Raw genomic sequence first — 21,128 nt, forward strand, 5'->3', positions numbered from 1 at the left:
GCCGACTCGTCGGGCAACAGGGCAGACCTGCGGAACTCATTGCGCCAGAGCGATACCGAGCTCGGTACGCCTAATATCGTCTTCTCCTCCGCCTGCCACCCGTGCTGGGACAAGGCATGCCTGTACTTCGATGTGCAGCCGAGGAAACTGCCGATCCGCCACGATCAGACGACGCTGGATCCCGCAGAGGTGGCCGCCGCGTGCGACGCGAACACCATCGGCGTGGTAGCGACCCTCGGCTACCCCGCGACCGGGCGGTACGACCCCGTGCTGCAGATCTCCGAGGCGCTCGACGCGCTGGCCGCACATGGCGGCCCCGACATCGGTATACACGTGGACGCGGCCAGCGGCGGCTTCTACGCCCCGTTTCAGCCGGACGCTGCCCCGTGGGACTTCCAGCTACCCCGTGTGGTCTCGATCGACGCCTCGAGTCACAAGTTCGGGTTGGCCAATCTCGGCTTGGGATGGGCATTGTGGCGCGAGCGGCAGTATCTTCCCGAGTCCCTGACGTTCCAGATCAATCTGCTCGGTGGCGAACCGGCACCCACCTTCTCCCTGACCTACTCCCGGCCCGCCGCGCCCGTGATCGACCAGTACGCCACCTTCCTGCGACTCGGCCGGCCCGGGTTCGTCGGCCTGGTCGCTCAGGCCTCGAAGGTCGCCGCATACCTCGCCGAGGCGATCGCCGAACGCGGCTTCCGCATCTGGGGCGACGGTCGCGACCTGCCGGTCATCGCCTTCGGGACACACGGTCCCGACGGCCCCTGGATGCGGCACTTCGCCGCGAAACTGCGCGAACGTGGCTGGCAGGTGCCCACATACACCCTCGCGCCCGACGCGGAGGACACCGTGGTGGCACGCATCGTCTGCCGCTACGGCCTGACGCTCGATCTCGCGGAGCGACTGGTCCGTGCCATCGACGACTCCATCGGCGAACTCGATGCGCACGACGGGCCACTCCCCGATATCCACCGCGACGGCTTCGCCCACTGACGGCGAGGAGAGTCGTAGAGCTCCCTCAGCTTCGGGCCGGACCGGCCGCGATGGCCCAGCGCCGGTTCAGGGTTCGTGCACCGGATCGGGGAGCAGCCAGCGTTCGGAGGCGCGGGGACGCAGATAGATCAAGTAGTACACGATACCGAGCACCATGGTGACGATCGCTACCACCAGCTGCTGCCAGGAGTCCTTTCCGAGGCTGTATCCGGCGTACACCATGACCGCGATGACGATCAGCGGCGGCAGCGGCCACAGCGGCATGCGATAGGTCTCCGAAGCGCCCGTGCGGCGCACGCGAAGTGCGGCCAGTGCCACGAAGAGGTACACCAGGACCAGGCCCGCACCGGTCGCGGTGATCAGCCAGTTCAGAGGCAGGACCGCGGCGGCGATCGCGGCGATCGCGCCCACCAGGATGGTGGCGGCCACCGGGGTGCGCAGGCGCGGGTGCACGGCCGACAGGGTGCGGTCGATCGGCTCGGGCCAGCTGCGATCGCGGGCCGAGGCGAAGACCAGGCGGGAGATCTGCAGGATGATCGCGATGACCGCATTGATGATGGCGATCGCAATGCCCACGCTCACAACGGTATTCACGGCGGAACCGCCGCGCGCGGTCAGGAAGTAGTTCAGCGGGGCGGGGCTCCGCAGCAGGTCGGTCATCGACGGTGCGCCGAGCACCACCGCGGCGATGGGCAGGATTTCGATGGCGACGGTCGCGGCCAGGCAGACCATGATGACCCGGCCGATCGTCTTGGTGGCGTTCTTGGTTTCCTCCGAGTAGTAGATGGCGGCGCCGTAACCGTTGTAGGCGAACAGCGCTACCGGAATCAGGGCAGGTAGTGCACCCATACCGACTCCGATTGTGCCGCTGCCACCTGCGGTGAGCGGATGGAACCACTCCGCCGGACCACGTTCGACCTGCCGGAAGCCCAGGAAGACAAGCACACTGATGGCCGCGACCTCCACGGCCAGGAATATCCCCGTGACCCAGGCATTGGTCTTGATATTGAGCAGCGCCACACCGGTGGTCACCACGATGACGGCCACGCCGACCCATTTGCCCCCGAGTCTCGGGATGGCCACGCCGAGGTAGTCGCCGGTCCCCAGCGCGATGACCGAGATGATCAGTACCCCGTTGACCATGGTGAGCAGGAACATCGCGAAGCCGAGGGGACGTCCGAGCAGCCTTGCGGCCCAGGTGTATTCGCCGCCCGCGATCGGATACCGCGCCGAGAGTTCGGCGTAGCACAGGCCGACGCACACGGACGCGAGCGCGGCGATGCCCAGCGTCAGCACCGACGCTCCGCCCACCGCCAGCAGGATCGACGGAATGATGACGAACACGCTCGAGGCCGGCGTCACCGCCGACAGCGTGATCAGAATGTTCTCCCCCATCCCGAGGGCCCGCGAAAGCTGTTGTTCGTAACTGTTTTCCGGGGCGCCAGCGGCTGTTCGGCCGGTCGAAGGGTGCATCGCCATGACCGACTCCTTTCTTTGATTTACAATCAAAGAATGATCCAAACTCGCTGGCAATACGGTGTTTCAGACGTAACAAGTACTTAACTCATCATCAAGGCAAGAAACGGGAGGGAACGGATGGCACGCCGGAAGGATCAGGTGCGGGCACGCCGCACCATCCTCGACGCTGCGCTGACGGCGGTATCCCACCGCGAGGTCGGCCGGCTCCGGATTCGGGATGTGGCCGAACTCGCGGGCGTCTCACCCGCGACGGTGCACTACTACTTCGATGATCTGGACACGCTGCTGCGTGAAGTCCACCGGGAGGCGAGCGATCGATTCTTCGGTGCGCGCCTGGCCATGGTCGCCGACATCCCGGATGCCAGGGCGAAGATCGGGGCGATGATCTGGGCCGGACTGCCCGCCGACGACAACGACCAACTGGTCGTCGCGCTGTACCGGCTGGTGGCGTATCGCAATATCGCGGCCGAACACGGTGATCTGATCACTGCGCTGTTCGACACGCAGGTCGCGGTCTATATGAGCGCACTCGAGGTCGGAAGTGCCCAGGGGCACTTCATGATCGACGCGCCGATCCTGGAGGTGGCCGCGAATCTGGTTGCCCTGGAGGACGCATACGGCTTGCACATCGTCACCGGGAATCGGTCGGTGACCAAAGCCCGTGCCGCTCAGCTGATTTGCTCCTATGCCCGGACGGCGACCTGCTGCCCGGATATTACGACACCGTCGAAAGGCTTCTGAATGACCGAGTCCCGATCGTTCTCCCCCGACGGACGACCCCGGGCCCGCGCCCTCGGCCTGCATCCGGCGGGGACGCCCGGACCGTGGAATGCCATTACCGATGTTCCCGGAGTCGAGGTGGGGTACCGGACCCTGATCGAGGGTGCGGGACCGCTGCGAGTGGGCGACGGGCCGGTGCGCACCGGCGTGACGGCGATCCTGCCGCGGGGCCGGGACGGTGTGGGCAGGCCCTGTGCCGCCGGGCGCTACTCGCTCAACGGCAATGGCGAAATGACCGGCACCGCATGGATCGACGAGGTCGGCCAGCTGTCGATGCCTGTGACCATCTCCAATACCCATGCCATCGGGGCCTGTCACACCGGCACCATCGGCTGGATCAATGCCGTGCGACCGGATCTGAGCCGGCAGTGGCTGCTACCGGTCTGCGCCGAGACCTGGGACGGCTATCTCAATGACATCAACGGCCAGCATGTCACGCCGGAACTTGTTGGGGCCGCGCTGGATTCGGCACAGTCGGGTCCGGTTCAGGAGGGTTCGGTCGGCGGTGGCACCGGGATGAACTGCTATGCCTTCAAGGGCGGCAGCGGCACCGCGTCGCGGCTCGTCGAATTCGGTGCGCAGACGTACACCGTCGGGGTATTCCTACAGGCGAATTTCGGCTCGCGACAGGAACTTACGATTCGAGGGCGGCGCGTCGGTGAACGGCTCATGGTGGACAATCCGCAAGAGTCCACCAGTTGGGGCACGGCGCCGGACCAGGTTCCGGCCGCACCCGGCGGTTCGGGTTCGGTGATCGTCATCGTCGCCACGGACGCACCTCTCGAACCGTTGCAGTGCAAGGCCATGGCCCGCCGAGTCCCGTTCGGGCTCGCGCGCACGGGAACCACCGGCAGCCTCTTCTCCGGCGATCTGTTCCTCGCGTTCTCCACGGCCGGCGACCGCGCTTCCGACACCGGGTTTCCGATCGGCGATCCCAGCGGCGACGAACTGGTCACCACCGCCCGAATGCCCTGGAACCGTATGGATTCCCTCTACACCGCCGTCGTCGAAGCGGTCGAGGAAGCCGTTCTGAACAGCCTCATCGTCAATACCGATATGACCGGCCGCGACGGCCATCACTCCCCCGCACTCCCCCACGATCAACTGCTCGCCGCGCTTGCGGAGGGGTAGTTCTCACCCGAAGCAACTGCCACACAGCATGTTTGGGGCAACCGCACAACCGTCGACATTGTCCGCGCAACGCGGAAGACCGCTGTCGGAGCTGTGAGGAGAATACGATGAATGCACAGCCGATTGTCCCGGACCCACAGGGGCGACCCCATTCTGGCGTCCTACGCCGGCGCCAACCGCGATCCGAAGGTGCACGGCCCCACCGCGGACGAGTTCGATCCGGCCCGCACCACCAAGGACCAGCACCTGGCCTTCGGCCACGGCGTCCACCACTGCCTGGGTTCCCCTCTGGCCCGACTCGAAGCCACGGTGGCCCTACCCGCGCTCTTCACCCGCTTCCCCACCCTGACCCTCGCCGCCGCCCCGCCACCCCGAAGACAGTCGGCAGCTTCATCTCCAACGACCACGCCCAACTCCCGGTCCACTTGGAATCGTCCTAGCCCAAGGCGGATCCGCCCTAACGCGCACTCCACCACAGCACCGAAAGGTCCGCGCAATCCTCGGCGCGGACCATTCGTACCCGAATCAGCTGCAGGCGGGCGAGCTCTGGTTGCCGAGGGTCAGGATGTTGCAGATCCATTCCTTCTGGACCTTCCACTTACCGTCCTCGACCACGAAGGGCACCACCGCCTGCTGCGGTGCGCCGCCATTGATCGCGGCCTGTGCGTCGGCGGTGAGGGTGCCGTTGCCCAGGTCGGTGACGCTGGTGACGGTGATGGTGGCATTGTTCTGCTTGTAGGCGTCGATAATCCGCGTGGGCAGGCCCGGGTCCGCCTGCATGCCCTGCATCAGGTCCAGCTTCTCGGAGTCGGGAACGCTGGGGTCGAGCACCCTCTGCATTGCGGTGTTCAGGTCCGCCGCGGTGGGGGCCGGCGGGAAGGTCTGGGCGGCCACCGTCTGCGACGTGGAGGTCTTGGCGGGCTTGGCGCTCGTCGTCTTGTCACCGCTGCCACACGCCGACAACCCGAGCACGGTTACGGCAGCCAGCGCCGCGATCGCAATGCGTCCAGTCTTCTGAAACGTCAACTACTCATCCTTTGCGTTCGAGTAAATCTGTCGCGCGATGTCACAGCCACCCGGCCGGGACGCCGCACGACCCCCGACAGTACTGACGAGACCTGTCCAACGGTTACCCGAAGCAAGCGTTAGAGCACTTTCAGTCCAGATCCTCATAGTTCGCACCCGATCTCGGACGTGTCAGGTCGGCATCAGGGCGGTATCAGCGCTACTCGCGACAGTATTCACATGAACAACATCGCATTCGCCACACCGGAACCGATCGCCATCACCGTCGATGTGCTGTACGGCAACGTCACCGTCGTCGCCTCCGACCGCACCGACACCGTCGTCGACATCAACCCCACCGATCAGTCCAAGCGAGACGACGTGCGCGCTGCCGCGCACACGCAGGTCGATTTCTCCGCCGGTACCCTCAGCGTGAAAACGCCGAAGGGGTGGCGCACCTACACACCCTTCAGCGGCAACCCCTCGATCGAAGTCACTATTCAGGTCCCCAGCGGCTCCCGGCTCAAAGCCATCGCCGGTATGGGCGTGTTGCGGAGCGTCGGCGAACTCGGGCCCTGCGAACTGGAACTCGCCGCGGGCGATATCACCATCGGCCGCGTGCGCGGTTCGGTCACCGCGAAGACCGCCAAGGGCAATATCCGCATCGGCGAAGCCTCACGCGGTGTGCTCGAGCTCGAAACATGCATGGGCGAACTGGAGGTCGGCATCAGCCCGGGCAGCACGGCACGGCTGGAGACCACCACCCAGAACGGCAGCGTGCACAACCAGCCGGCGGCGGTCGGTCAGGGACAGGACACCGTGCGGGTCTATGCGCGAAACTCGTACGGCAACATCATTATCGGGCATGCCGCTACCGTCTGACATGGGCGGATTCGAGTGTCACTCGTGCTTGCCGGCTTGCCATTCGGGCCGACTGGAGCCACGGGGTACGAGCGGCGGGTCGGGCCATGCGGGGGTGAAGTCGGAGAACTGGACCGGAGGGGCGAGCATGTGGATGTCGCCGAGAGGGCTGGGGGCATCGTAGGCGGCGGGTTCGCGCAGCGTGTGCTGGTCGCCGATGCCGGCGCCCTCGGGGTCGACCAGGCCGAGGGTTTGGTACCACATGGCGGTGCGGGTGAGGTTGACGGTGACGTGCCAGGAGCCGCCCTCACCAGCTCGCTTGCCGAGTGCGGCGAGCGCACCGATCGCTCCCATATAGCCGGTGATGAAATCGTTGATCATCCCGGTGACAGGCAGTTTCGGGTTTTCGGGGCTGCCTTCGAGCGTCATCAGACCCGAGGCCGCCGAACCGTTCATATCGAAGCCGCCGCGGGTGCGCCAGGGCCCTTCGGAACCGTAGCAACTCACCGAGACGACGATGATGCCCGGATAGCGGGCGGCGAGCTGCTCCGGGTCGAGGCCGAGCTTCTCGAGTTTGTCGCCGCGATGGTTGTTGACCACGATGTGGGTGTCGGCCAGCAGCCGGTCGGCGCGTTCACGCCCGGCATCGGTGGTGAGGTCGAGATAGGCACTGCGGGAGCCGACATTGGCTTCGGCATAGATGAAGTCGTGCTCGTAGTCGTTCGGACGCGTAGCGCACAACACCTCCGCGCCGTACTCGGCAAGGGTGCGCCCGACCGTCGGTCCGGCGATGGCGTGGGTGAACGACAGCACCCGGATACCATCCAAAGGCCGTGCGGCCGGGCCGAAGTCGTGCACCGGCGCATCGCCGATGCGGCGCAGCCCGATCACCGGCTGCCCGGCCAGCAGCGCGCCCTGGGGATGGTCGAGCCATTCCTCGGGTGTGCGGGCGATGCACAGTGGCAGCCCCGCGGCATTGGCCGACTCCTCGAGCTCGGCGGCCTCACGGGTCGCGAAGGCGGCAGCGACCTTCGCGTAATCGGGTGGGACATCAAGGAATCGGCACCATTTCGCGGCCAGGTGCGGGTAAACGCCCGACGCCATCACCGTGCGACCGTCCGCGGTGCGGTAGGGCGCGAGCAGAAAAGGATTGTCCGCGACCAGTGGATGCGGCGGCAGTTCACCGGCCAGCGTGGGATGCCAGAACGCATGCGGGGTGATGCCGTGCACGGCCTGCCGCAGATCCAGATGCACATCCTGATCCGGACCGCCCCGTCGGCGATGCAGGGCGACCGCGCCGACGGCCGCCGCCATGATCGGAATACCGATACCGGCGCCGAGCCGATGCCGGGCCGGCAGGATCGGATCCTGACCGTCGAAACTGACACTACCGCCGACATTTTCGGCCGAGAGTCCGAGGTTCGCCAGTAGGCCGTCCAGGGCCGCGACGTGGTCGAGAGCGGCGATATCCGGGCTGATTGCCTGGTCAGTAATCTATGTCTCCTTCGGGAGCGGACAGTCGATCCACCTGAGTTTCGACGAGTCCCCAACGCGCAGTGTTCGATTCAGTATGTCCGCCCGCCCGGAGCGTGCCGGCCCTCACACCTTCAACCTGCACCGACAAAACCGTTGTCCTTGACAATTTTTTTCGTCGGTTGCAGGGTGGACCCGTGCTGGACGTAGCAGTGATCGAAGAACCCGCCGCGGCCGAGGCGTCCCTGGACCCGATCCGGTCCCGGATCCTCGCCGCACTGGCCGAGCCCGGCTCGGCTGCCATGCTGGCCGTTCGACTGGGGCTGCCGAGGCAGAAGGTCAACTACCACCTCAAGGAATTGGAACGGCACGGGCTGGTCGAGCTCGAGGTGGAACGCCGCAAGGGCAATGTCACCGAGCGGGTGTACCGCGCCACCGCAGGCTCGTACGTGATCTCTCCCAGCGCGCTGGGGGCCATCAGTCCGGACCCGGCCCGGTCTCCCGACCAGCTGTCGGGCTATTGGCTATTGGCCCTGGGCTCCCGGCTGCTGCAGGAGGTCGGCGCACTGCTGACCGGCGCTCAGCGCGCGAAACAGCGGGTCGCCACCTTCGGCATCGACGCCCAGGTGCGGTTCGCCTCCGCGGCCGATCGGGCGGCGTTCACCGAGGAGCTGGCCCAGGCGGTGACGACCCTGGTCGGCCGCTACCACGATGAGTCCGCCGCGGGAGGCCGGACCCACCGGGTGGTCGTCGGACTCCACCAGATCCCGACCACGCCGACAGCCCCGAGACAACTGCCGGAAATTTCCGAAACCGAAGCAGGACAGGAGAACTGACAATGCCGCATCCGTTCGAGATCGAACTGGAGACGACACTGCCGGCGAACCCGGAACAGGTCTGGGAGGCCATCGCCACGGGACCGGGGATCGACTCCTGGTTCATGGGGCGCAATGACATCGAGCCACGCAAGGGCGGGGTGGCCGCCATGGACACCGGCGGCCATCGGGAGGAAGCGGTGATCACCGCCTACGAGCCCGGTAAGCGTCTCGCCTCTCGCACCGCCGCCGCCGAGGACGGCCGGTTCATGGCCTTCGAGTATCTGATCGAGGGCCGTGCGGGCGGCAGCACCGTACTGCGGGTCGTGCAGAGCGGCATGCTCGGCGACAACTGGCAGGACGAGTACGACGCTCTGCGCCGCGGCTGGCCCTTCCACCTGCACACGCTGCAGGAGTACCTGACACACTTCCCCGGTCGTACTGGAGTTCCCGTTTTCGCTGTGGCACACGGGAAGTCGATGCAGGACGTGCGCGCGGCGCTCCTGCGCAGGCTGGCACTGCCCACCCCGCTCACCGTGGGCGCACGCGCGCAGGCGGCGCCGGAGCGACTGCCGCCGCTGGACGGCGAAGTGGTCTGGGCGGATGACGAGCGCATCGGGCTTCGCACCGCCGACGGGCTCTACTCCTTCCACCAGGGCCCGACCGGTACGGCGCTGATGTTCCATCACCTGTTCGCACCGAAAACCGCTGGGGCGGAAGCCGCCTGGCAGCAGTGGCTCACCAAGCTCGTCAGCTGACATTCACCAACCAAGGGAGACAACCATGCGCACTCTGATCAGCACCGCCTTCATTTCGCTCGACGGCGTCGTGGAGGGCCCCGGCGGCGAACCCGGCTACCGCAATTCCGGATGGACCTTCAAGGACATCGAATTCGTCCCCGACGCCTTCGAAATCAAAGGGCGGGAACAGAAGGAATCCAGCGCGATGCTGCTGGGCCGGGTCAGCTACCAGGCCTTCAGCCCCGTATGGCCCGATATGGAAGATTTCGCCGACTACAAGTCGATGCCGAAGTACGTCGTCTCCACCACCCTCACCGAGAACGATCTGGTCTCGAACTGGGGCGAGACCACAATCCTGCGCTCACTCGACCAGGTCGCCGCACTGAAGGACACCGAGGGCGGCCCGATCATCGTCCACGGCAGCGCCGCGCTGAACCAAAGCCTTTCCGACGGGGGCCTGATCGACCGCTACCACCTGCTCGTATTCCCGCTCCTGCTCGGCGCGGGCAAGCGGCTGTTCAGCACTACGGACAAGGACACGCAGAAGCTGAAGCTGGTCGAGTCCGAGACCTACTCGAACGGCCTGCAGAAGAACGTCTTCGACGTCATTCACTGACAAAAACCGCGCCGCGCCGTCGCCCCTCACGGGCGGCGGTCCGGTCGAATCCACCTGTGACGGAGCAGAAATCAGCGCCGCGGAGAACGTCCGCCCGGCTGGGGAGAACCGGGGTCGCCGCGCTGGCCACCGTCCGGATCGCCGCCCGATTCCTCGCTTTTATCGGATCCGATTCGGCGCGGTCTGGGCATACGCCGCATACCTGCGGCCGGGGCGTCGTCACCGGCTCGTTTCCGTCGTACTGCGCCGAGATCGATGACACTCGCGTCATGCTCGGCTCTGCCCGGCTCATCGGCCGCGGCGGAATGCGGGGCCTGGCCGGGATCGACCTGCCACCATCCGGTCTCACGCTGCAGTTCCGATCGCAGTACCGGCCTGGTCGGCGCGGGATCGTAGACGGAGCCGATTTCCGAATGCCACGTTTTGCGGGGACGCTCGTCGGTTTCCTCCGTCATCCGCCGCGGGCGGCGCGGCAGGCGGGTGAGTTTCGAACCGTCCGGCCCCGCCTCGGGGAAACCGGTCTCGGCGGCCTTCAGGCCTTCCAGCTTCCGGCGCAACCGTTCCACCGCATCGAACCTGTTCCCGCCGGGCCCCGGCAGGGATCCCCGTCCCGGAACTTCCTGGTCCGACATCGAGCTAACCGCCGACAGATGCCGTGGCACCCGTCATCGCAACTACTGCCGGTAGCCCGGGCTGATCTCTGAACTTCTGTCTTACCGCGTCACTCATGTCCGTATTCTCCCTCAGAACCGCCACACTGTTTCCTCCCCGTTCCCACTGTGGACCGGAGCCGTATCTGCGCACCGGCGCCACGTGATGAATCAACGATAACCGGCGGGATAACTCGCCGGCGCGGCCCATCGCCGGCTTCGATCGCACGGTGTCCGCCGGGTATGCCCATAAAAGCGGGGGCGCAACGTTTTTCGTCTCCGGCGCGACGTGTTGGGTAGTACCGAGTGGAAGGAAACGCATGAAGCGAATTGTCGGAATCATCGCGGCGATCGCCGTGGTGGCCCTGGCGACGGCATGCCAGGACGGCACGACGACGCCTGCGGCCGGGGGGTCGTCGGCGTCGCCTTCCGTCACTGCCGCCCCGCCGGGATCGGCCCAGGGATCGACCACCCAGCAATCACCGGGCGGCGGGCAGCAGTCACCGGGTTCCGGACAGCAGTCACCGGGCGGCGGGCAGCCCGGTGACAATGACGCTACCGCCACCGCCGGGAACGGCAAATGCGTGGATCTCACCTCCGGGGTGGTCACCGCGGCGCTCGGCAGGCTCGGCGCCAATGTCGGCGGCGACGGGTTCTACGCGGACAGCGGCACCGATGCCGCGGTCGGCTCCTGCCCCAGCCTGCTGTGGGTGCTCGCCGGGACACCGCACGGCACCGCGAGCTCGCCCTGGCAGGTGATGCTGTTCAATCACGCCGGCTATCTGGGGACCGCGACCAAGAATTCGACCGCCTATACGACGGTGGTCGGGTCGTCGGATCGCAGCGTGCAGGTGCAGTACCGCTGGCTGGCGGGTCAGGATGCCAGCTGCTGCCCCTCGGGCGGGCCGGTGACCGTCACGCTCACGCTGGGCTCGGACAATCACACGGTGACTCCCGATCGCGACTTCCCCACGCAGGCAACGGATCCGAATTCGGGAGGTTCCCCGGCCCCGGCCGCGTGCCCGGTCTCCAAGACCACCCTGCTCGCGGCATTGAAGGGTACGGATATCGAGTCGCGGTTGGCGAAGCCGATCGAGCTCGAGGATCAGATCGACTGTGCCGGTGATTGGGCGATGGCGCACAGCGGAACCCACAACAACACCGTCAATCGCGCCCAGGTCCTGTTCCACTATGTGGCGGCCGAAGGCGGGTGGAAACCGGCGGATCTGGGCAGCGCTCTGCACTGCACCGAGATCGGCGTTCCCGCCGACGTCGCCGCCAAGATCTGCCGCTGACAGCCGCGAGGCGCCCCGAATGCGTTCTCACTCAGCAGATTCGGGGCCCTCACGGCTGGGTTCGATGCGGGGGTCGGCGAAGATGCCGACCCCCGCATCATCGGCGGTCGCCAGGCGGGATGCGGCGGAATCGGTGACGCGCACGGCGTACAGACCCTGCGCCGGATCGAGTGGAACCAGACCGTAACCGGCGTCGACATCGCCCACGGCGAGCCCGAGGGTGCGCAAGGCGAGCTCGAGAGTCGCGTCCTGGGCGAGCCGAACGGTCAGCAGCGGCATGGTTTCACGCTACGCGTGCGGGACGGTGCTGCGCAGCTGCGTGAGCAGGGCGGCGGTATCGATGACGCCGAATCCGTAATCGTTGTCGAAGCCCGGGGTTCCGCGATCGGTAGCGGTGCTGCGCAGTAGGGCCCGCAGCTGGGCGGGCGGCAGTGCGGTCGCGGACCATTCGGTGCGGATGGCGGCGACCACACCGGCCGTCACCGGGCAGGCGGCGGACGTGCCGGTATCGGGCTCGCCCGCGCCGAAAGCCGTCGACCCGAGAAAGTGTGTGTAGGAGCAGATATCGGGTTTCTGCGCGCTCAGGCGACCCGGGCCCTGCGAGGAGTAGCCGACCCGGGCGCCGGTGTCATCGACACCGCCGATGCTCAGCACGCTCGGATGCGAATTCGCGCCGCCGATCGGCTGACTCGGGTAGGCACAGCGTGCGTCCGGGCAGTCCCGGCCGCAATTTCCGGCAGCGAAAATAATGTCCGCCCCGGCGGCTTCGAGTGATCCGACAATGACATTGAACGGGTGCGCGGGATTGTCGGAGTAGTTACCGGGATTGCCGACCGGGAAATCCCACTGCGGCGAGAACGACCCCCAGCTGTTGCTGACCACAAGCGCGCGTGAGGAATCCGGCTGATTGCTCAGCACGGTGCGCAGCTGCGCGTAGGCGGCGACGGCATCGGACAGCAGCCCGTCCATGACCGTGCTGCCGTGCCGGGTGCTCTGCATGACCGGAATATCGAGCAGCGTCGCCTGCGGTGCGGCGATGAGCACGTCGAACGCGCACATCGAGCCGTGCGCCACCGGGAACTCCCCCGCCGTCCCGGTCACTCCCGAGGGATTCCAGCTACGGCTCTTGTCGATGATCGGTGGCGTGCCGCGAACCTTTCCGACAAACGCGGCATTGATTCCGGTGTCGACAACGGCGAGCGCCACGGACGCACCGTTGAGCCCGGCAGCGGTGAGTTGATCGACATGCAGCCGGGATTCGATATCGTGCCAGTTCCCGACCGCCGGATCACCGCCACACGTGAGGCACGTCTCGATCACCGGATCCGCGAATACCCCTGTGATCGTGGGTGATTGGTTCAGCACCCGAATCCCCGCGGCAACGTCGTCATCCGGAATCTCACCACGCACCAGCACCGTCGCGTGTTCGGGCGCCAGCGAGTACTCGGGCCCCGCCGAACCACTGGGCGCAGGTCCTGGCACCACAATCGGCGCGAACGAATCATCGAGCACAAGCCCGCCCGATTCGCCGAGAATGTCGGAAGAGCGAACCGTGACCCCGGGATCTGCCACTGCCGCAACCAGTTCGGCCGCCGGGCGAAGCTGAATCAGAAGACGCATACCCGCCATCCTGCCGCCATTCGCCCGAGACCGCTCGCGGGTCGAAAAGAATGCGCAACCTTATGACAGCGACCCGACCCCCGGCGACTACAACGGACGACCTACAACGCCGAATACGTCGTTCCGCACTCAGCTACACGCGGCGGGGATTCACTCACCGCTGCCGGACATCACCGTGAGGCAGAAGGGGTGGCCCGACGGGTCCAGGAGGACTCGCCAGCGGTCCGGGGAGGGCTGGAAGGCGGGCTTGGTCGCGCCACAGGTGATGGCTGCGCGTTCGGCGGTGTCGAGGTCGGTCACGAAGAGATCCAGGTGCATCTGTTTGGGAACCTGGTCACCAGGCCAGTCCGGTGGCTGATGGTCGGCTACGTGTTCGATTGTGAGCGTCACTCCGTCGCCTCGAAGCACCACCAGTTCCTCGGATTCGTGTCGAATCTCGAACTCCGGCAATGCTCGATAGAACTGCCCGAGACGTCGAGGATCTCGGCTGTCGAGCGAAATCGCTCCGAAACGCGCAATCGCGGTCATAGCTCTCCCCGCTCATCACCCCGGCCTCGCCCCGGAGTTCGTCACTACCGCCATAGTTGCGGCGGACGAGCGATCCCGCAACCTCTCGCCGAGTTACCGAAGGCACCCTGACCTGGGATTCGATTCCTTTTATGCGGCGGAGCGGTCGTAATGGCGAACGGTTCCGACCCGTGGGACCGGCCCTGAAGTAGGAGTGCGCGCATGGCAGGCAAGCAGTCAGCAGCGAATGTGTACCGACCGGCAGTCCGGCGGCGGTTTAGGCTCGGCGCATGACGTCGCATTTGCGGCCGGCGCCGAACCAGGACCGGTTCGCGGCGGAGACCGAGCGGTTCCGCCGGGAATTGCTGGCGCACTGCTATCGGATGGTCGGCTCGGCCCACGATGCCGAGGACCTGGTGCAGGAGACCTACCTGCGGGCCTGGCGGTCCTACGCCGGATTCGAAGGCCGGTCGTCGATTCGGTCCTGGCTCTATCGAATCGCCACCAATGTCTGTCTGACCGCATTGCGATCGCGACGAGTTCGAGTCCTCCCCTCGGGCCTGGCAGGCCCCTACGACGGACCCGATCGCCCGCCGAGTCCTGCTGCACCAGGCGAGGTTTCATGGCTGGAGCCGCTGCCGGACGGCTGGATCTTCCCGGCCGACGACGATCCGGCGGTGGTGGTAGTCGCGCGCGAATCGGTGCGACTGGCCCTCATCGCGAGCCTGCAGCACCTGCCCGCCCGCCAGCGCGCCATCCTCATCCTGCGCGAGGTGCTGGCGTTCTCCGCCGCCGAAACCGCGGAGATCCTCGAAACCACCACCGCCGCAGTCAAAAGCGGCCTGCAGCGAGCCCGCGCCCGCCTCGACGAACTCGGCCCCCAGCCCGCGGAACTGCTCGAACCCGCCGACCCGCGAGCCCGCGCACTGCTGGACGGATACATCGCCGCCTTCGAGCAGTCCGATGCCACACTGCTGGAACAGGTGCTGCGCGCGGACGCCACCCTGGAGGCCACACCGTTCCGCGATTGGCAGGCCGGACGGACGATGTGCATCCACGTGCTCAACGAATATGTCCTGGGTGCACCTGGCGACTGGCGGATGCTGGCGACCAGCGCCAACGGTCAGCCCGCCGCCGTCGTCTATCAACGCGATGCGGACGGACGCCTCCGGGCGTACGGGGTGGTCGTCCTGGAAGTCACCGCCACCGGCGTGACCAGCGCGGTCGCATTCCACCATTCCACGCTGCTCACCACGACATTCGGCTTCCCGGACACGCTCGCAGATTGACTCCGAGCGTGTCCGCCGTTGCACGGCAGCGGCATTGGTCATCGCACGGATGTCACTGGTCGTCGAGCCGCACGACCATGCCGCGAAGGGTGGTGTAGCGAGCCAGATTCGTGGTCGCGTCCTCGGCCGTTCGGTTGCCGACTTCGGAGCCGAACGCCGCGCCCAGCGCTTCCATATCGTCCCAGTCGAGCATGACGACCAGGTAGTAGGGCTCGCCGATCACCGGCGTCGCATCGCGGCTGACCGTATATCGGCGCAAGCCGGGAAGCTGTTTGGCCAGCGGAATATGAACCTCGCTGTAGTGCCGTTCGAACGCCTCGACATCCGACGGCCGGTCGTACATGATCACGAATCGCGCTCTGGGAGTGACACCCGGGTCGATGCTCATCTCAGGGCACCAGTGCGAGTTTGCCGGCGGTCGCGCGGCTTTCCAGCTCAGCGAGAGCCTTGGGGCCGTCGGCCAATTCGTAGGTGGTGGGCTGTCCTGGAGTGAGCACGCCGGTGGCGATGAGCCCGAACAGCTCACCCATGAGTTCGCCGAAGATCTGTGGTGCGGTCTGGATCAGCACGCCGATATTGAGGCCGATGAGGTGGACCTGGTGCCGATATACCAGGTCCCAGTTGGTGATCGAGGCCTCGCCGCCGGCCAGGCCGAAGACGATGACTCGGCCGGTGACGCGCTTGGCGGCAGCCAGGCTCGCGGCGAAGGTGGCGCCGCCGGGCGACTCCAGCACCAGATCGGCTCCCGTGCCGCCGGTCAGCCGCAGTACTTCGGCGGCGATATCGGCGGTGTGGGAGTCCAGGATGTGGTCGGCGCCCAAAGCCCGCACGGTGTCGTGCTTGCTCGGCGCGGCGGTGGCTATGACCCTCGCGCCATAATGTTTGGCCATTTTCACCGCGGCTTGGCCGGTGCCACCCGCTGCGGCATGGATGAGGACGGTCTGCCCGGCAGCGATCTGACCGAGGGGTCTGAGTGCGGCCAGTGCGGTCGGCAGGTTCACGACGAGACCCAGCGCCTGCTCGGCGGTCCAGCCCGGCGGCACCGGTGCCGCTGCGGCTGCGGGCAGGACCATGTACTCGGCGAAAGCGCCGTATCCGACACCGATTACGGTGGATCCGAGTTCCAGACCGGTCACCGCCGCGCCTACGGCGACGATGTCACCGGCAGCCTCGAAACCCGCCGGATACGGCGGCTGCGGGCCACCCCCGGATGTCCCCCGGGTTTGCGAGACATCGCGAAAGTTGACGCCTGCGGCGGTAACTCGCAGCAGAATCTCATCCCGGCCGGGGACCGGTACCGGTGCATCGGTGATCAGGCGCATGTCCTGCGGACCGTTCAGGGACATCTGCCGCAGGGCGCGCATGGTGGTGGGGAGCGTCAAGGCACTCGGCTTTCTACTCGACTGGGGTGAGCGAGGGCGGCCTGTGCCGCACCTCCACCATGTAGACCACCGCCGCCACCCAAAGGAATCGGCAGCCCTGCACAAACAATTCGGCCGGTCCGGAAACTGGTTCCGGACCGGCCGAGTCCTGGGTGTTCGTATTCCGGCACCCTGGGCGCCTTGTCAGGGCTGCCGCCCAGGACTCCTCGTATCGGCGACTGTCAGCCGAACGAACCGGTCCAGAGCGTACCGAGGATCCCTCCCAGTGCCGCGCTTCCGGTGTTCAGCAGACCTCCGAGAGCAGCGCTGCCGGTGTTGATAATAACGGGAATCATTCGATCGCCTCTCAATAGTGGAATACACTGCCAGCCATTGCATTTCGCTGCTGACACGGCCCACTCTGCCTACCGCAGCTGAGAGATCACTTAACGCGTCCTGTGAATTCACCTGTATAGAAATCGAATTCGCCATTCATATAAGACATTTGTGATCCACAACCCTGAATTATCACCGAATTTTCCGTATGAATATCCCTCCCGAGGGGGATGCGAAATCATCCGAGAGGGTGACGACGAAAATCCCGCCTGCGATATTCGCAGGCGGGACAGGAACTTTCGACTATTCGGTTCGGCGCCTCAGCTCGCGTAGACGTCCTCGACGTAGCGCCCCTGTTGTCCGAGGTCACCGAGCCACTGCTGGGCTTGGCCGGCATCGGCACCGGTATTGTCGCGGTAGATCCGCATGAGCGCCTCGCGCACACCGGGCGCGAGACGACGCGCGTCACCGCAGACGTAAACCTGCGCACCCGCCCGCAGCTGAGCCCAGATCTGGTCGGCGTCCTGCGCCAGACAGTCCTGGGCGTAGCGGGCGTTCTCGACGGGCTGTTTGCTGAACGCAGCCCGCACACGTACCACACCTGCGGTTTCGGCAGCGGCCAGCGCATCCCGGTACAGATAGTCCAGATCGGGGTGATCGCAGCCGAAATACAGTGTGGCCTGCACTAATTCCACACCTTGACGCAGAGCGTGCAGCCGGTCCGCGATAACGCCGTGGAACGGCGCCAGCCCACTCCCGGCCGCGATCAACACGGTCGGCACCGTACTGGCCGGATCGACGCGGAAGATTTCACGGCAGGGCTGCAACCGCCCCCGGATTCGATCGCCGGGCGCGAGATCGGCGAGGTAGCCGGATCCGGTGCCGCGCTCACCCACCTCGGATTCGACCACCGCGACGAGCAATTCGACAGCCCGCGGACTCGCCGCCGGACTCGAGGAGATCGAATACGTGCGAGGACGCAGGGGTGGCAGCAGGTCGAGCAGCGTCGCGAGATCGATGCGACCGGTGAGCGCCGGATACCGCTCCACCAGCTCGATCAGAGTGGGCCTGGCGAGTTCGGCCGCCGACTCGGCCAGATCGGCCAGCGCGCGGGCCTCCGGCGGGCAGGGATTGAGTTCGGCCAGTCGGCGAACGATCGCGTCCGAGACCGGGATACGCAGGTCCACGGTGTGGCGCAGCAGATCCTCCACAGTGATCGGCACACCGGCCGGAATGCGGGATTCACCGACCGTACGCGTGGGCTCGACGACAACCAGCTGCTCACCCTCGAGCGCGCACGCGGCGAGCGCGCCTTTGACGTGCCGATCGGGATTGGGGGCGAGCACCACAAGCTGATCACTGGTGCGGTACTCGCTTCCGGCGGGCAGCTCGAGGCGGAGCATCGTTTTGGTGCGGCCCGGCCGACCCTGATCGGTGAGCGGCTCATTGGCCGCCACGGTGAAGCTCGAGAATCCGGCGGTCAACGCCGTAGCGGCATCGGTAGCAGCGACTTTCACGATCCGATGACCCGAGGGGATGGCACCGACCGGCCCCTCGACCGGCTCACCGAATTCGCTCAGCAGGGTGCCGAGCACCTCCTCGATCCATGGATCCGCGGCGACAGCGAGCCCCACGGCGGCGTCCGCGATACCGCGCGGCACCAGCCGCTGCGCACCGCCCGCCGCGAGCTGCTCGTCGATGAAGGTCGGCACACGCTGGTAGGTGGCGCTCCAATTGCGGTCACCGACACCGAGAACACCGAACCGCACACCGTCGAACTCGCCGTCCCGGGCATGCTCGAGCCGCTCGACGAACCGCGCGGCATCGTCGGTGCACCGGCCGTTGTAGGACGCGGCGAGCAGCAGCACCGGATGATCGGCCGGCAGGGAGTCGACCGCATCGTCGAGACTGCCCCGGCGCACCGTGAACCCCGCCTCGGCGGCGCGGGCGGCGAGAGTATCGGCCCATCGCTCGGTGACCCCGAGATTCGAACCGTGCAGTACGGTCAGCGGTGTCCCCTTGGCGCGCAGCGCTTTCGGACTCTCGACGGCAATCGCGGCGGGCAGCTTTGCCACGGCCCGCTCAGCCGGAGTACGGCGACGCAGCCGCAGCGTGAACCCGCGTGGCTTCACCGTCAGCGTCTGCGCGACCTCCAGCCGGTAATTGCGGTGATCGTCGAAGGCATAGCGGTGCAACAGCAGTCCGAGCACCAGCGTGGCCTCGTGCACCGCGAAACGGCTTCCGATGCAGGCGCGTTCGCCGGTCCCGAAGGGTTTGTAGGCATGCACCGGGCGCGCCGCGGTGCGTTCAGGGGTGAAGCGGTCGGGATCGAACGCATCGACATTCTCACCCCAGCACGGATCGCGATGCAGCGCGGGCAGCACCACCAGCACCTGCTGTCCGGCGGGAACCGGGTAACGTCCGGCCAGCATCGAATCGGCCGCACTGACCCGGTTGAATCCGGGAGCCGTCGGCCACAGCCGCAGCGATTCGTCGAGACACTGTCGTATATAACGCAATCCGCGCACATCATCGGCGGTGGGCCGCGGATTGTCGGCCGCACCCCACAGCGCATCCACCTCAGCGGTGGCCCGGGCCAGTGCGACCGGATTCTTGACGAGCTCGTACAGCGCGAAAGACAGTGCGCCCGAGGTTGTCTCGTGCCCGGCGACCAGGAAGGTGACGATCTGATCGCGAATATTGGTGTCGCCGAGACCCGCGCCCGACTGCGGATCGACCGCATTGAGCATCAGCCCCAGCAGGTCATCGGTCGAAATGTCATCCCGCTCTCGGCGGGCCCGCAGCACATCATCGATGGTGGACAACATGACCGAGGTCTGCTCGCGCTGCGCGGCATCCTGCCGCCGGAACAGCCGATCGCTGCCCGGCGGACGTCGCAGTCGCTGCTGAGTACTCGTCAGAACCTCACGGAGCGCCTCGACGAACGGGTGCGAGGTCGCCCTGCCGAAGGACCCGAAGTCGTAACCGAATCCGGCCAATCCGATGGTGTCCAAGGTCAATCCGGTCAGGTCACCGACAACGTCGACGGGATTGCGATCTGCCGCCGCATCCCATTTGCCCATCAACGCGTCCGCGACCCGGAGCATGACCGGGTGATAGCTGTCGATCTCGTCCATCGCGAAGCCGGGCATCAAGATGTTGTGGGCCTTCGCCCAATTCGGGTCATCATTGTCGGCGGTGAACAATCCGCCGCCGATATTGCCGCGCAATAGTTTCAGCGCCGGGCCGACAAATTTGACGAACCGCGAGTCGTCACACAGATCACTGACCACATCGACCCGTCCGGCCAGCAGCACCTGCCGCCCGAACCGGTTGGCGGAGATCAGACTGCCGAGTTCACCGAATGCCGAGGGCAATTCGAATGCCGTGCGCTGACCCGCGAAACCGCCGATATCGCCGAACACCGGCAGCCGAGCCCGGCCGAGAGTCGGAATCTCGGTACTGGACTGCGTTTTCATCGAATTTCCTCTCGGTGGTAGCGGGCGGGTGCGGGCGCGGCGGGCCGACTGAGGAGACGCCACGACAGCACCGCGAGCGCGAACAGCAGGGGCAGACCGAGCACAAAATGCGCAACACCCAGCGCGACAACCTGATTCGCCAGATACAGCGGCAGCCCTACCGCCAGGTGCAGCGCCCACAGTCCGAGCCAGTAGCCGGTCAGCCGCTGATGAATCTCCGGGTCCTCCGGCAATCCGGCGCGCCGCGCGATGCGCACGGTAATGGGGCGGCCCCGGACCAGCGATCCCGCGAAAAGGACAATGAGCGCGGTATTGACCACCAACCAGGACAGGAAGAAATTGCGGCCCTCCCCGGTGCCCAGTACCAAGGCGGCCTGCAGCAGCACAGCGCCGAAGGACATCGCGATCAGTCGCAACTGCTCGCTGCGCAACACCCGCACCAGCACCAGCGCCGAGGCCACGACAAGCGCCGCGGTCACCCCGATCAGTGGTCCCGCAATGACATATCCGAGCAGGAAGGCGCTATTGGGCACCAGCGCATCGATCACATGCCTGCGCTCGAATTGCCGCAGGGGGCCGGCGAGCGGTTGCCGCCGGGTTACTTCCTGAGCAGGCTCCATACCGCCACGCTAACCAGCACAACCGGCCGGAGCATCGCTCGAGCGGGTGATCTCAGGTCCCCCGCGCGAGGGATGACC

Annotated in this window: 20 protein-coding genes and 1 pseudogene; 10 read left to right on the plus strand and 11 right to left on the minus strand. The window is 66.4% G+C overall.

The features are described 5' to 3' along the window. Window positions 1–39: 39 nt before the first annotated feature. Complete coding sequence (locus OG716_RS14305) at window positions 40–993, plus strand: pyridoxal-dependent decarboxylase (protein ID WP_405138114.1); 954 nt, start codon at window positions 40–42, stop codon at window positions 991–993. Window positions 994–1,059: 66 nt separating this feature from the next. On the opposite strand, the gene OG716_RS14310 is transcribed toward OG716_RS14305, so the two are convergent. Further along, on the minus strand, window positions 1,060–2,472 hold the full coding sequence (locus OG716_RS14310) for an APC family permease (RefSeq protein ID WP_405138115.1): 1,413 nt from the start codon (window positions 2,470–2,472) through the stop codon (window positions 1,060–1,062). A 117-nt stretch (window positions 2,473–2,589) separates the two neighbouring features. Between OG716_RS14310 and OG716_RS14315 the strand changes: the two genes are divergently transcribed. From OG716_RS14315 to OG716_RS14325, 3 genes and pseudogenes are all read left to right on the plus strand, one after another. After that, window positions 2,590–3,213: a TetR/AcrR family transcriptional regulator gene (locus OG716_RS14315; RefSeq protein WP_405138116.1), complete on the plus strand. Its 624-nt coding sequence runs from the start codon at window positions 2,590–2,592 to the stop codon at window positions 3,211–3,213. Next, window positions 3,214–4,383: a P1 family peptidase gene (locus OG716_RS14320; RefSeq protein ID WP_405138117.1), complete on the plus strand. Its 1,170-nt coding sequence runs from the start codon at window positions 3,214–3,216 to the stop codon at window positions 4,381–4,383. A 111-nt stretch (window positions 4,384–4,494) separates the two neighbouring features. Continuing rightward, window positions 4,495–4,686: pseudogene (locus OG716_RS14325) on the plus strand (cytochrome P450); the annotation flags it as partial. 222 nt (window positions 4,687–4,908) lie between these two features. Here the strand turns inward: OG716_RS14325 and OG716_RS14330 are convergent. After that, window positions 4,909–5,409 (minus strand): hypothetical protein, encoded by a 501-nt coding sequence (locus OG716_RS14330; RefSeq protein ID WP_355127411.1) that lies wholly within the window; start codon window positions 5,407–5,409, stop codon window positions 4,909–4,911. A 219-nt stretch (window positions 5,410–5,628) separates the two neighbouring features. Here OG716_RS14330 and OG716_RS14335 point away from each other — a divergent pair, with 219 nt between their 5' ends. Continuing rightward, window positions 5,629–6,270: a hypothetical protein gene (locus tag OG716_RS14335; RefSeq protein ID WP_405138118.1), complete on the plus strand. Its 642-nt coding sequence runs from the start codon at window positions 5,629–5,631 to the stop codon at window positions 6,268–6,270. 18 nt (window positions 6,271–6,288) lie between these two features. Here OG716_RS14335 and OG716_RS14340 read toward each other — a convergent pair whose 3' ends face one another. Then, window positions 6,289–7,743, minus strand: coding sequence for a CoA transferase (locus tag OG716_RS14340; protein ID WP_405139687.1), 1,455 nt, complete (start codon window positions 7,741–7,743; stop codon window positions 6,289–6,291). A gap of 176 nt (window positions 7,744–7,919) precedes the next feature. Between OG716_RS14340 and OG716_RS14345 the strand changes: the two genes are divergently transcribed. The 3 genes from OG716_RS14345 to OG716_RS14355 are packed head-to-tail and all read left to right on the plus strand — an operon-like array spanning window position 7,920 to window position 9,893. Then, window positions 7,920–8,558 carry an ArsR/SmtB family transcription factor gene (locus OG716_RS14345; RefSeq protein ID WP_405138119.1) on the plus strand — a complete coding sequence of 213 codons (639 nt, stop codon included), beginning with the start codon at window positions 7,920–7,922 and terminating at the stop codon, window positions 8,556–8,558. Window positions 8,559–8,560: 2 nt separating this feature from the next. After that, on the plus strand, window positions 8,561–9,295 hold the full coding sequence (locus OG716_RS14350) for an SRPBCC domain-containing protein (protein WP_405138120.1): 735 nt from the start codon (window positions 8,561–8,563) through the stop codon (window positions 9,293–9,295). A gap of 25 nt (window positions 9,296–9,320) precedes the next feature. Next, complete coding sequence (locus OG716_RS14355; protein ID WP_405138121.1) at window positions 9,321–9,893, plus strand: dihydrofolate reductase family protein; 573 nt, start codon at window positions 9,321–9,323, stop codon at window positions 9,891–9,893. 71 nt (window positions 9,894–9,964) lie between these two features. Here OG716_RS14355 and OG716_RS14360 read toward each other — a convergent pair whose 3' ends face one another. Further along, complete coding sequence (locus OG716_RS14360; protein WP_405138122.1) at window positions 9,965–10,525, minus strand: hypothetical protein; 561 nt, start codon at window positions 10,523–10,525, stop codon at window positions 9,965–9,967. Window positions 10,526–10,863: 338 nt separating this feature from the next. On the opposite strand from OG716_RS14360, the gene OG716_RS14365 reads away from it, so the two are divergent. Next, complete coding sequence (locus OG716_RS14365) at window positions 10,864–11,838, plus strand: LppP/LprE family lipoprotein (RefSeq protein ID WP_405138123.1); 975 nt, start codon at window positions 10,864–10,866, stop codon at window positions 11,836–11,838. Between the two features lie 27 nt (window positions 11,839–11,865). Here OG716_RS14365 and OG716_RS14370 read toward each other — a convergent pair whose 3' ends face one another. The 3 genes from OG716_RS14370 to OG716_RS14380 all read right to left on the minus strand — a co-directional run bounded on the left by OG716_RS14370 (window position 11,866) and on the right by OG716_RS14380 (window position 13,986). Next, window positions 11,866–12,117: a hypothetical protein gene (locus OG716_RS14370; protein ID WP_405138124.1), complete on the minus strand. Its 252-nt coding sequence runs from the start codon at window positions 12,115–12,117 to the stop codon at window positions 11,866–11,868. 9 nt (window positions 12,118–12,126) lie between these two features. Beyond that, window positions 12,127–13,458, minus strand: a complete 1,332-nt coding sequence (locus OG716_RS14375; protein WP_405138125.1) for a S8 family peptidase — start codon at window positions 13,456–13,458, stop codon at window positions 12,127–12,129. Between the two features lie 150 nt (window positions 13,459–13,608). Then, a complete protein-coding gene (locus OG716_RS14380) occupies window positions 13,609–13,986 on the minus strand; it encodes a VOC family protein (RefSeq protein WP_405138126.1) in 378 nt (125 codons plus the stop codon). Between the two features lie 269 nt (window positions 13,987–14,255). Here OG716_RS14380 and OG716_RS14385 point away from each other — a divergent pair, with 269 nt between their 5' ends. Then, window positions 14,256–15,254 carry a sigma-70 family RNA polymerase sigma factor gene (locus OG716_RS14385; protein WP_405138127.1) on the plus strand — a complete coding sequence of 333 codons (999 nt, stop codon included), beginning with the start codon at window positions 14,256–14,258 and terminating at the stop codon, window positions 15,252–15,254. Between the two features lie 52 nt (window positions 15,255–15,306). On the opposite strand, the gene OG716_RS14390 is transcribed toward OG716_RS14385, so the two are convergent. The 4 genes from OG716_RS14390 to OG716_RS14405 all read right to left on the minus strand — a co-directional run bounded on the left by OG716_RS14390 (window position 15,307) and on the right by OG716_RS14405 (window position 21,050). Next, window positions 15,307–15,642 (minus strand): EthD family reductase, encoded by a 336-nt coding sequence (locus OG716_RS14390; RefSeq protein ID WP_405138128.1) that lies wholly within the window; start codon window positions 15,640–15,642, stop codon window positions 15,307–15,309. Between the two features lies 1 nt (window position 15,643). Beyond that, on the minus strand, window positions 15,644–16,636 hold the full coding sequence (locus OG716_RS14395; RefSeq protein ID WP_405138129.1) for a zinc-binding dehydrogenase: 993 nt from the start codon (window positions 16,634–16,636) through the stop codon (window positions 15,644–15,646). Window positions 16,637–17,271: 635 nt separating this feature from the next. After that, a complete protein-coding gene (locus tag OG716_RS14400) occupies window positions 17,272–20,430 on the minus strand; it encodes a cytochrome P450 (protein WP_405138130.1) in 3,159 nt (1,052 codons plus the stop codon). Continuing rightward, window positions 20,427–21,050, minus strand: coding sequence for a DUF3159 domain-containing protein (locus OG716_RS14405; RefSeq protein WP_405138131.1), 624 nt, complete (start codon window positions 21,048–21,050; stop codon window positions 20,427–20,429). Before OG716_RS14405 ends, OG716_RS14400 begins: the two co-directional genes overlap by 4 nt. Window positions 21,051–21,128 lie beyond the last annotated feature (78 nt).

The sequence above is a fragment of the Nocardia sp. NBC_01388 genome, assembly GCF_045040085.1.
GTDB lineage: Bacteria > Actinomycetota > Actinomycetes > Mycobacteriales > Mycobacteriaceae > Nocardia.

Excerpts from the sequence above, each read along its gene's own strand:
- OG716_RS14365 (WP_405138123.1), top strand. The coding sequence starts at position 10,864 with ATGAAGCGAATTGTCGGAATCATCGCGGCGATCGCCGTGGTGGCCCTG.
- OG716_RS14390 (WP_405138128.1), bottom strand. The coding sequence starts at position 15,642 with ATGAGCATCGACCCGGGTGTCACTCCCAGAGCGCGATTCGTGATCATG.
- OG716_RS14335 (WP_405138118.1), top strand. The coding sequence starts at position 5,629 with ATGAACAACATCGCATTCGCCACACCGGAACCGATCGCCATCACCGTC.
- OG716_RS14385 (WP_405138127.1), top strand. The coding sequence starts at position 14,256 with ATGACGTCGCATTTGCGGCCGGCGCCGAACCAGGACCGGTTCGCGGCG.
- OG716_RS14375 (WP_405138125.1), bottom strand. The coding sequence starts at position 13,458 with ATGCGTCTTCTGATTCAGCTTCGCCCGGCGGCCGAACTGGTTGCGGCA.
- OG716_RS14370 (WP_405138124.1), bottom strand. The coding sequence starts at position 12,117 with ATGCCGCTGCTGACCGTTCGGCTCGCCCAGGACGCGACTCTCGAGCTC.
- OG716_RS14405 (WP_405138131.1), bottom strand. The coding sequence starts at position 21,050 with ATGGAGCCTGCTCAGGAAGTAACCCGGCGGCAACCGCTCGCCGGCCCC.
- OG716_RS14400 (WP_405138130.1), bottom strand. The coding sequence starts at position 20,430 with ATGAAAACGCAGTCCAGTACCGAGATTCCGACTCTCGGCCGGGCTCGG.
- OG716_RS14315 (WP_405138116.1), top strand. The coding sequence starts at position 2,590 with ATGGCACGCCGGAAGGATCAGGTGCGGGCACGCCGCACCATCCTCGAC.
- OG716_RS14320 (WP_405138117.1), top strand. The coding sequence starts at position 3,214 with ATGACCGAGTCCCGATCGTTCTCCCCCGACGGACGACCCCGGGCCCGC.
- OG716_RS14310 (WP_405138115.1), bottom strand. The coding sequence starts at position 2,472 with ATGGCGATGCACCCTTCGACCGGCCGAACAGCCGCTGGCGCCCCGGAA.
- OG716_RS14360 (WP_405138122.1), bottom strand. The coding sequence starts at position 10,525 with ATGTCGGACCAGGAAGTTCCGGGACGGGGATCCCTGCCGGGGCCCGGC.
- OG716_RS14350 (WP_405138120.1), top strand. The coding sequence starts at position 8,561 with ATGCCGCATCCGTTCGAGATCGAACTGGAGACGACACTGCCGGCGAAC.
- OG716_RS14380 (WP_405138126.1), bottom strand. The coding sequence starts at position 13,986 with ATGACCGCGATTGCGCGTTTCGGAGCGATTTCGCTCGACAGCCGAGAT.
- OG716_RS14355 (WP_405138121.1), top strand. The coding sequence starts at position 9,321 with ATGCGCACTCTGATCAGCACCGCCTTCATTTCGCTCGACGGCGTCGTG.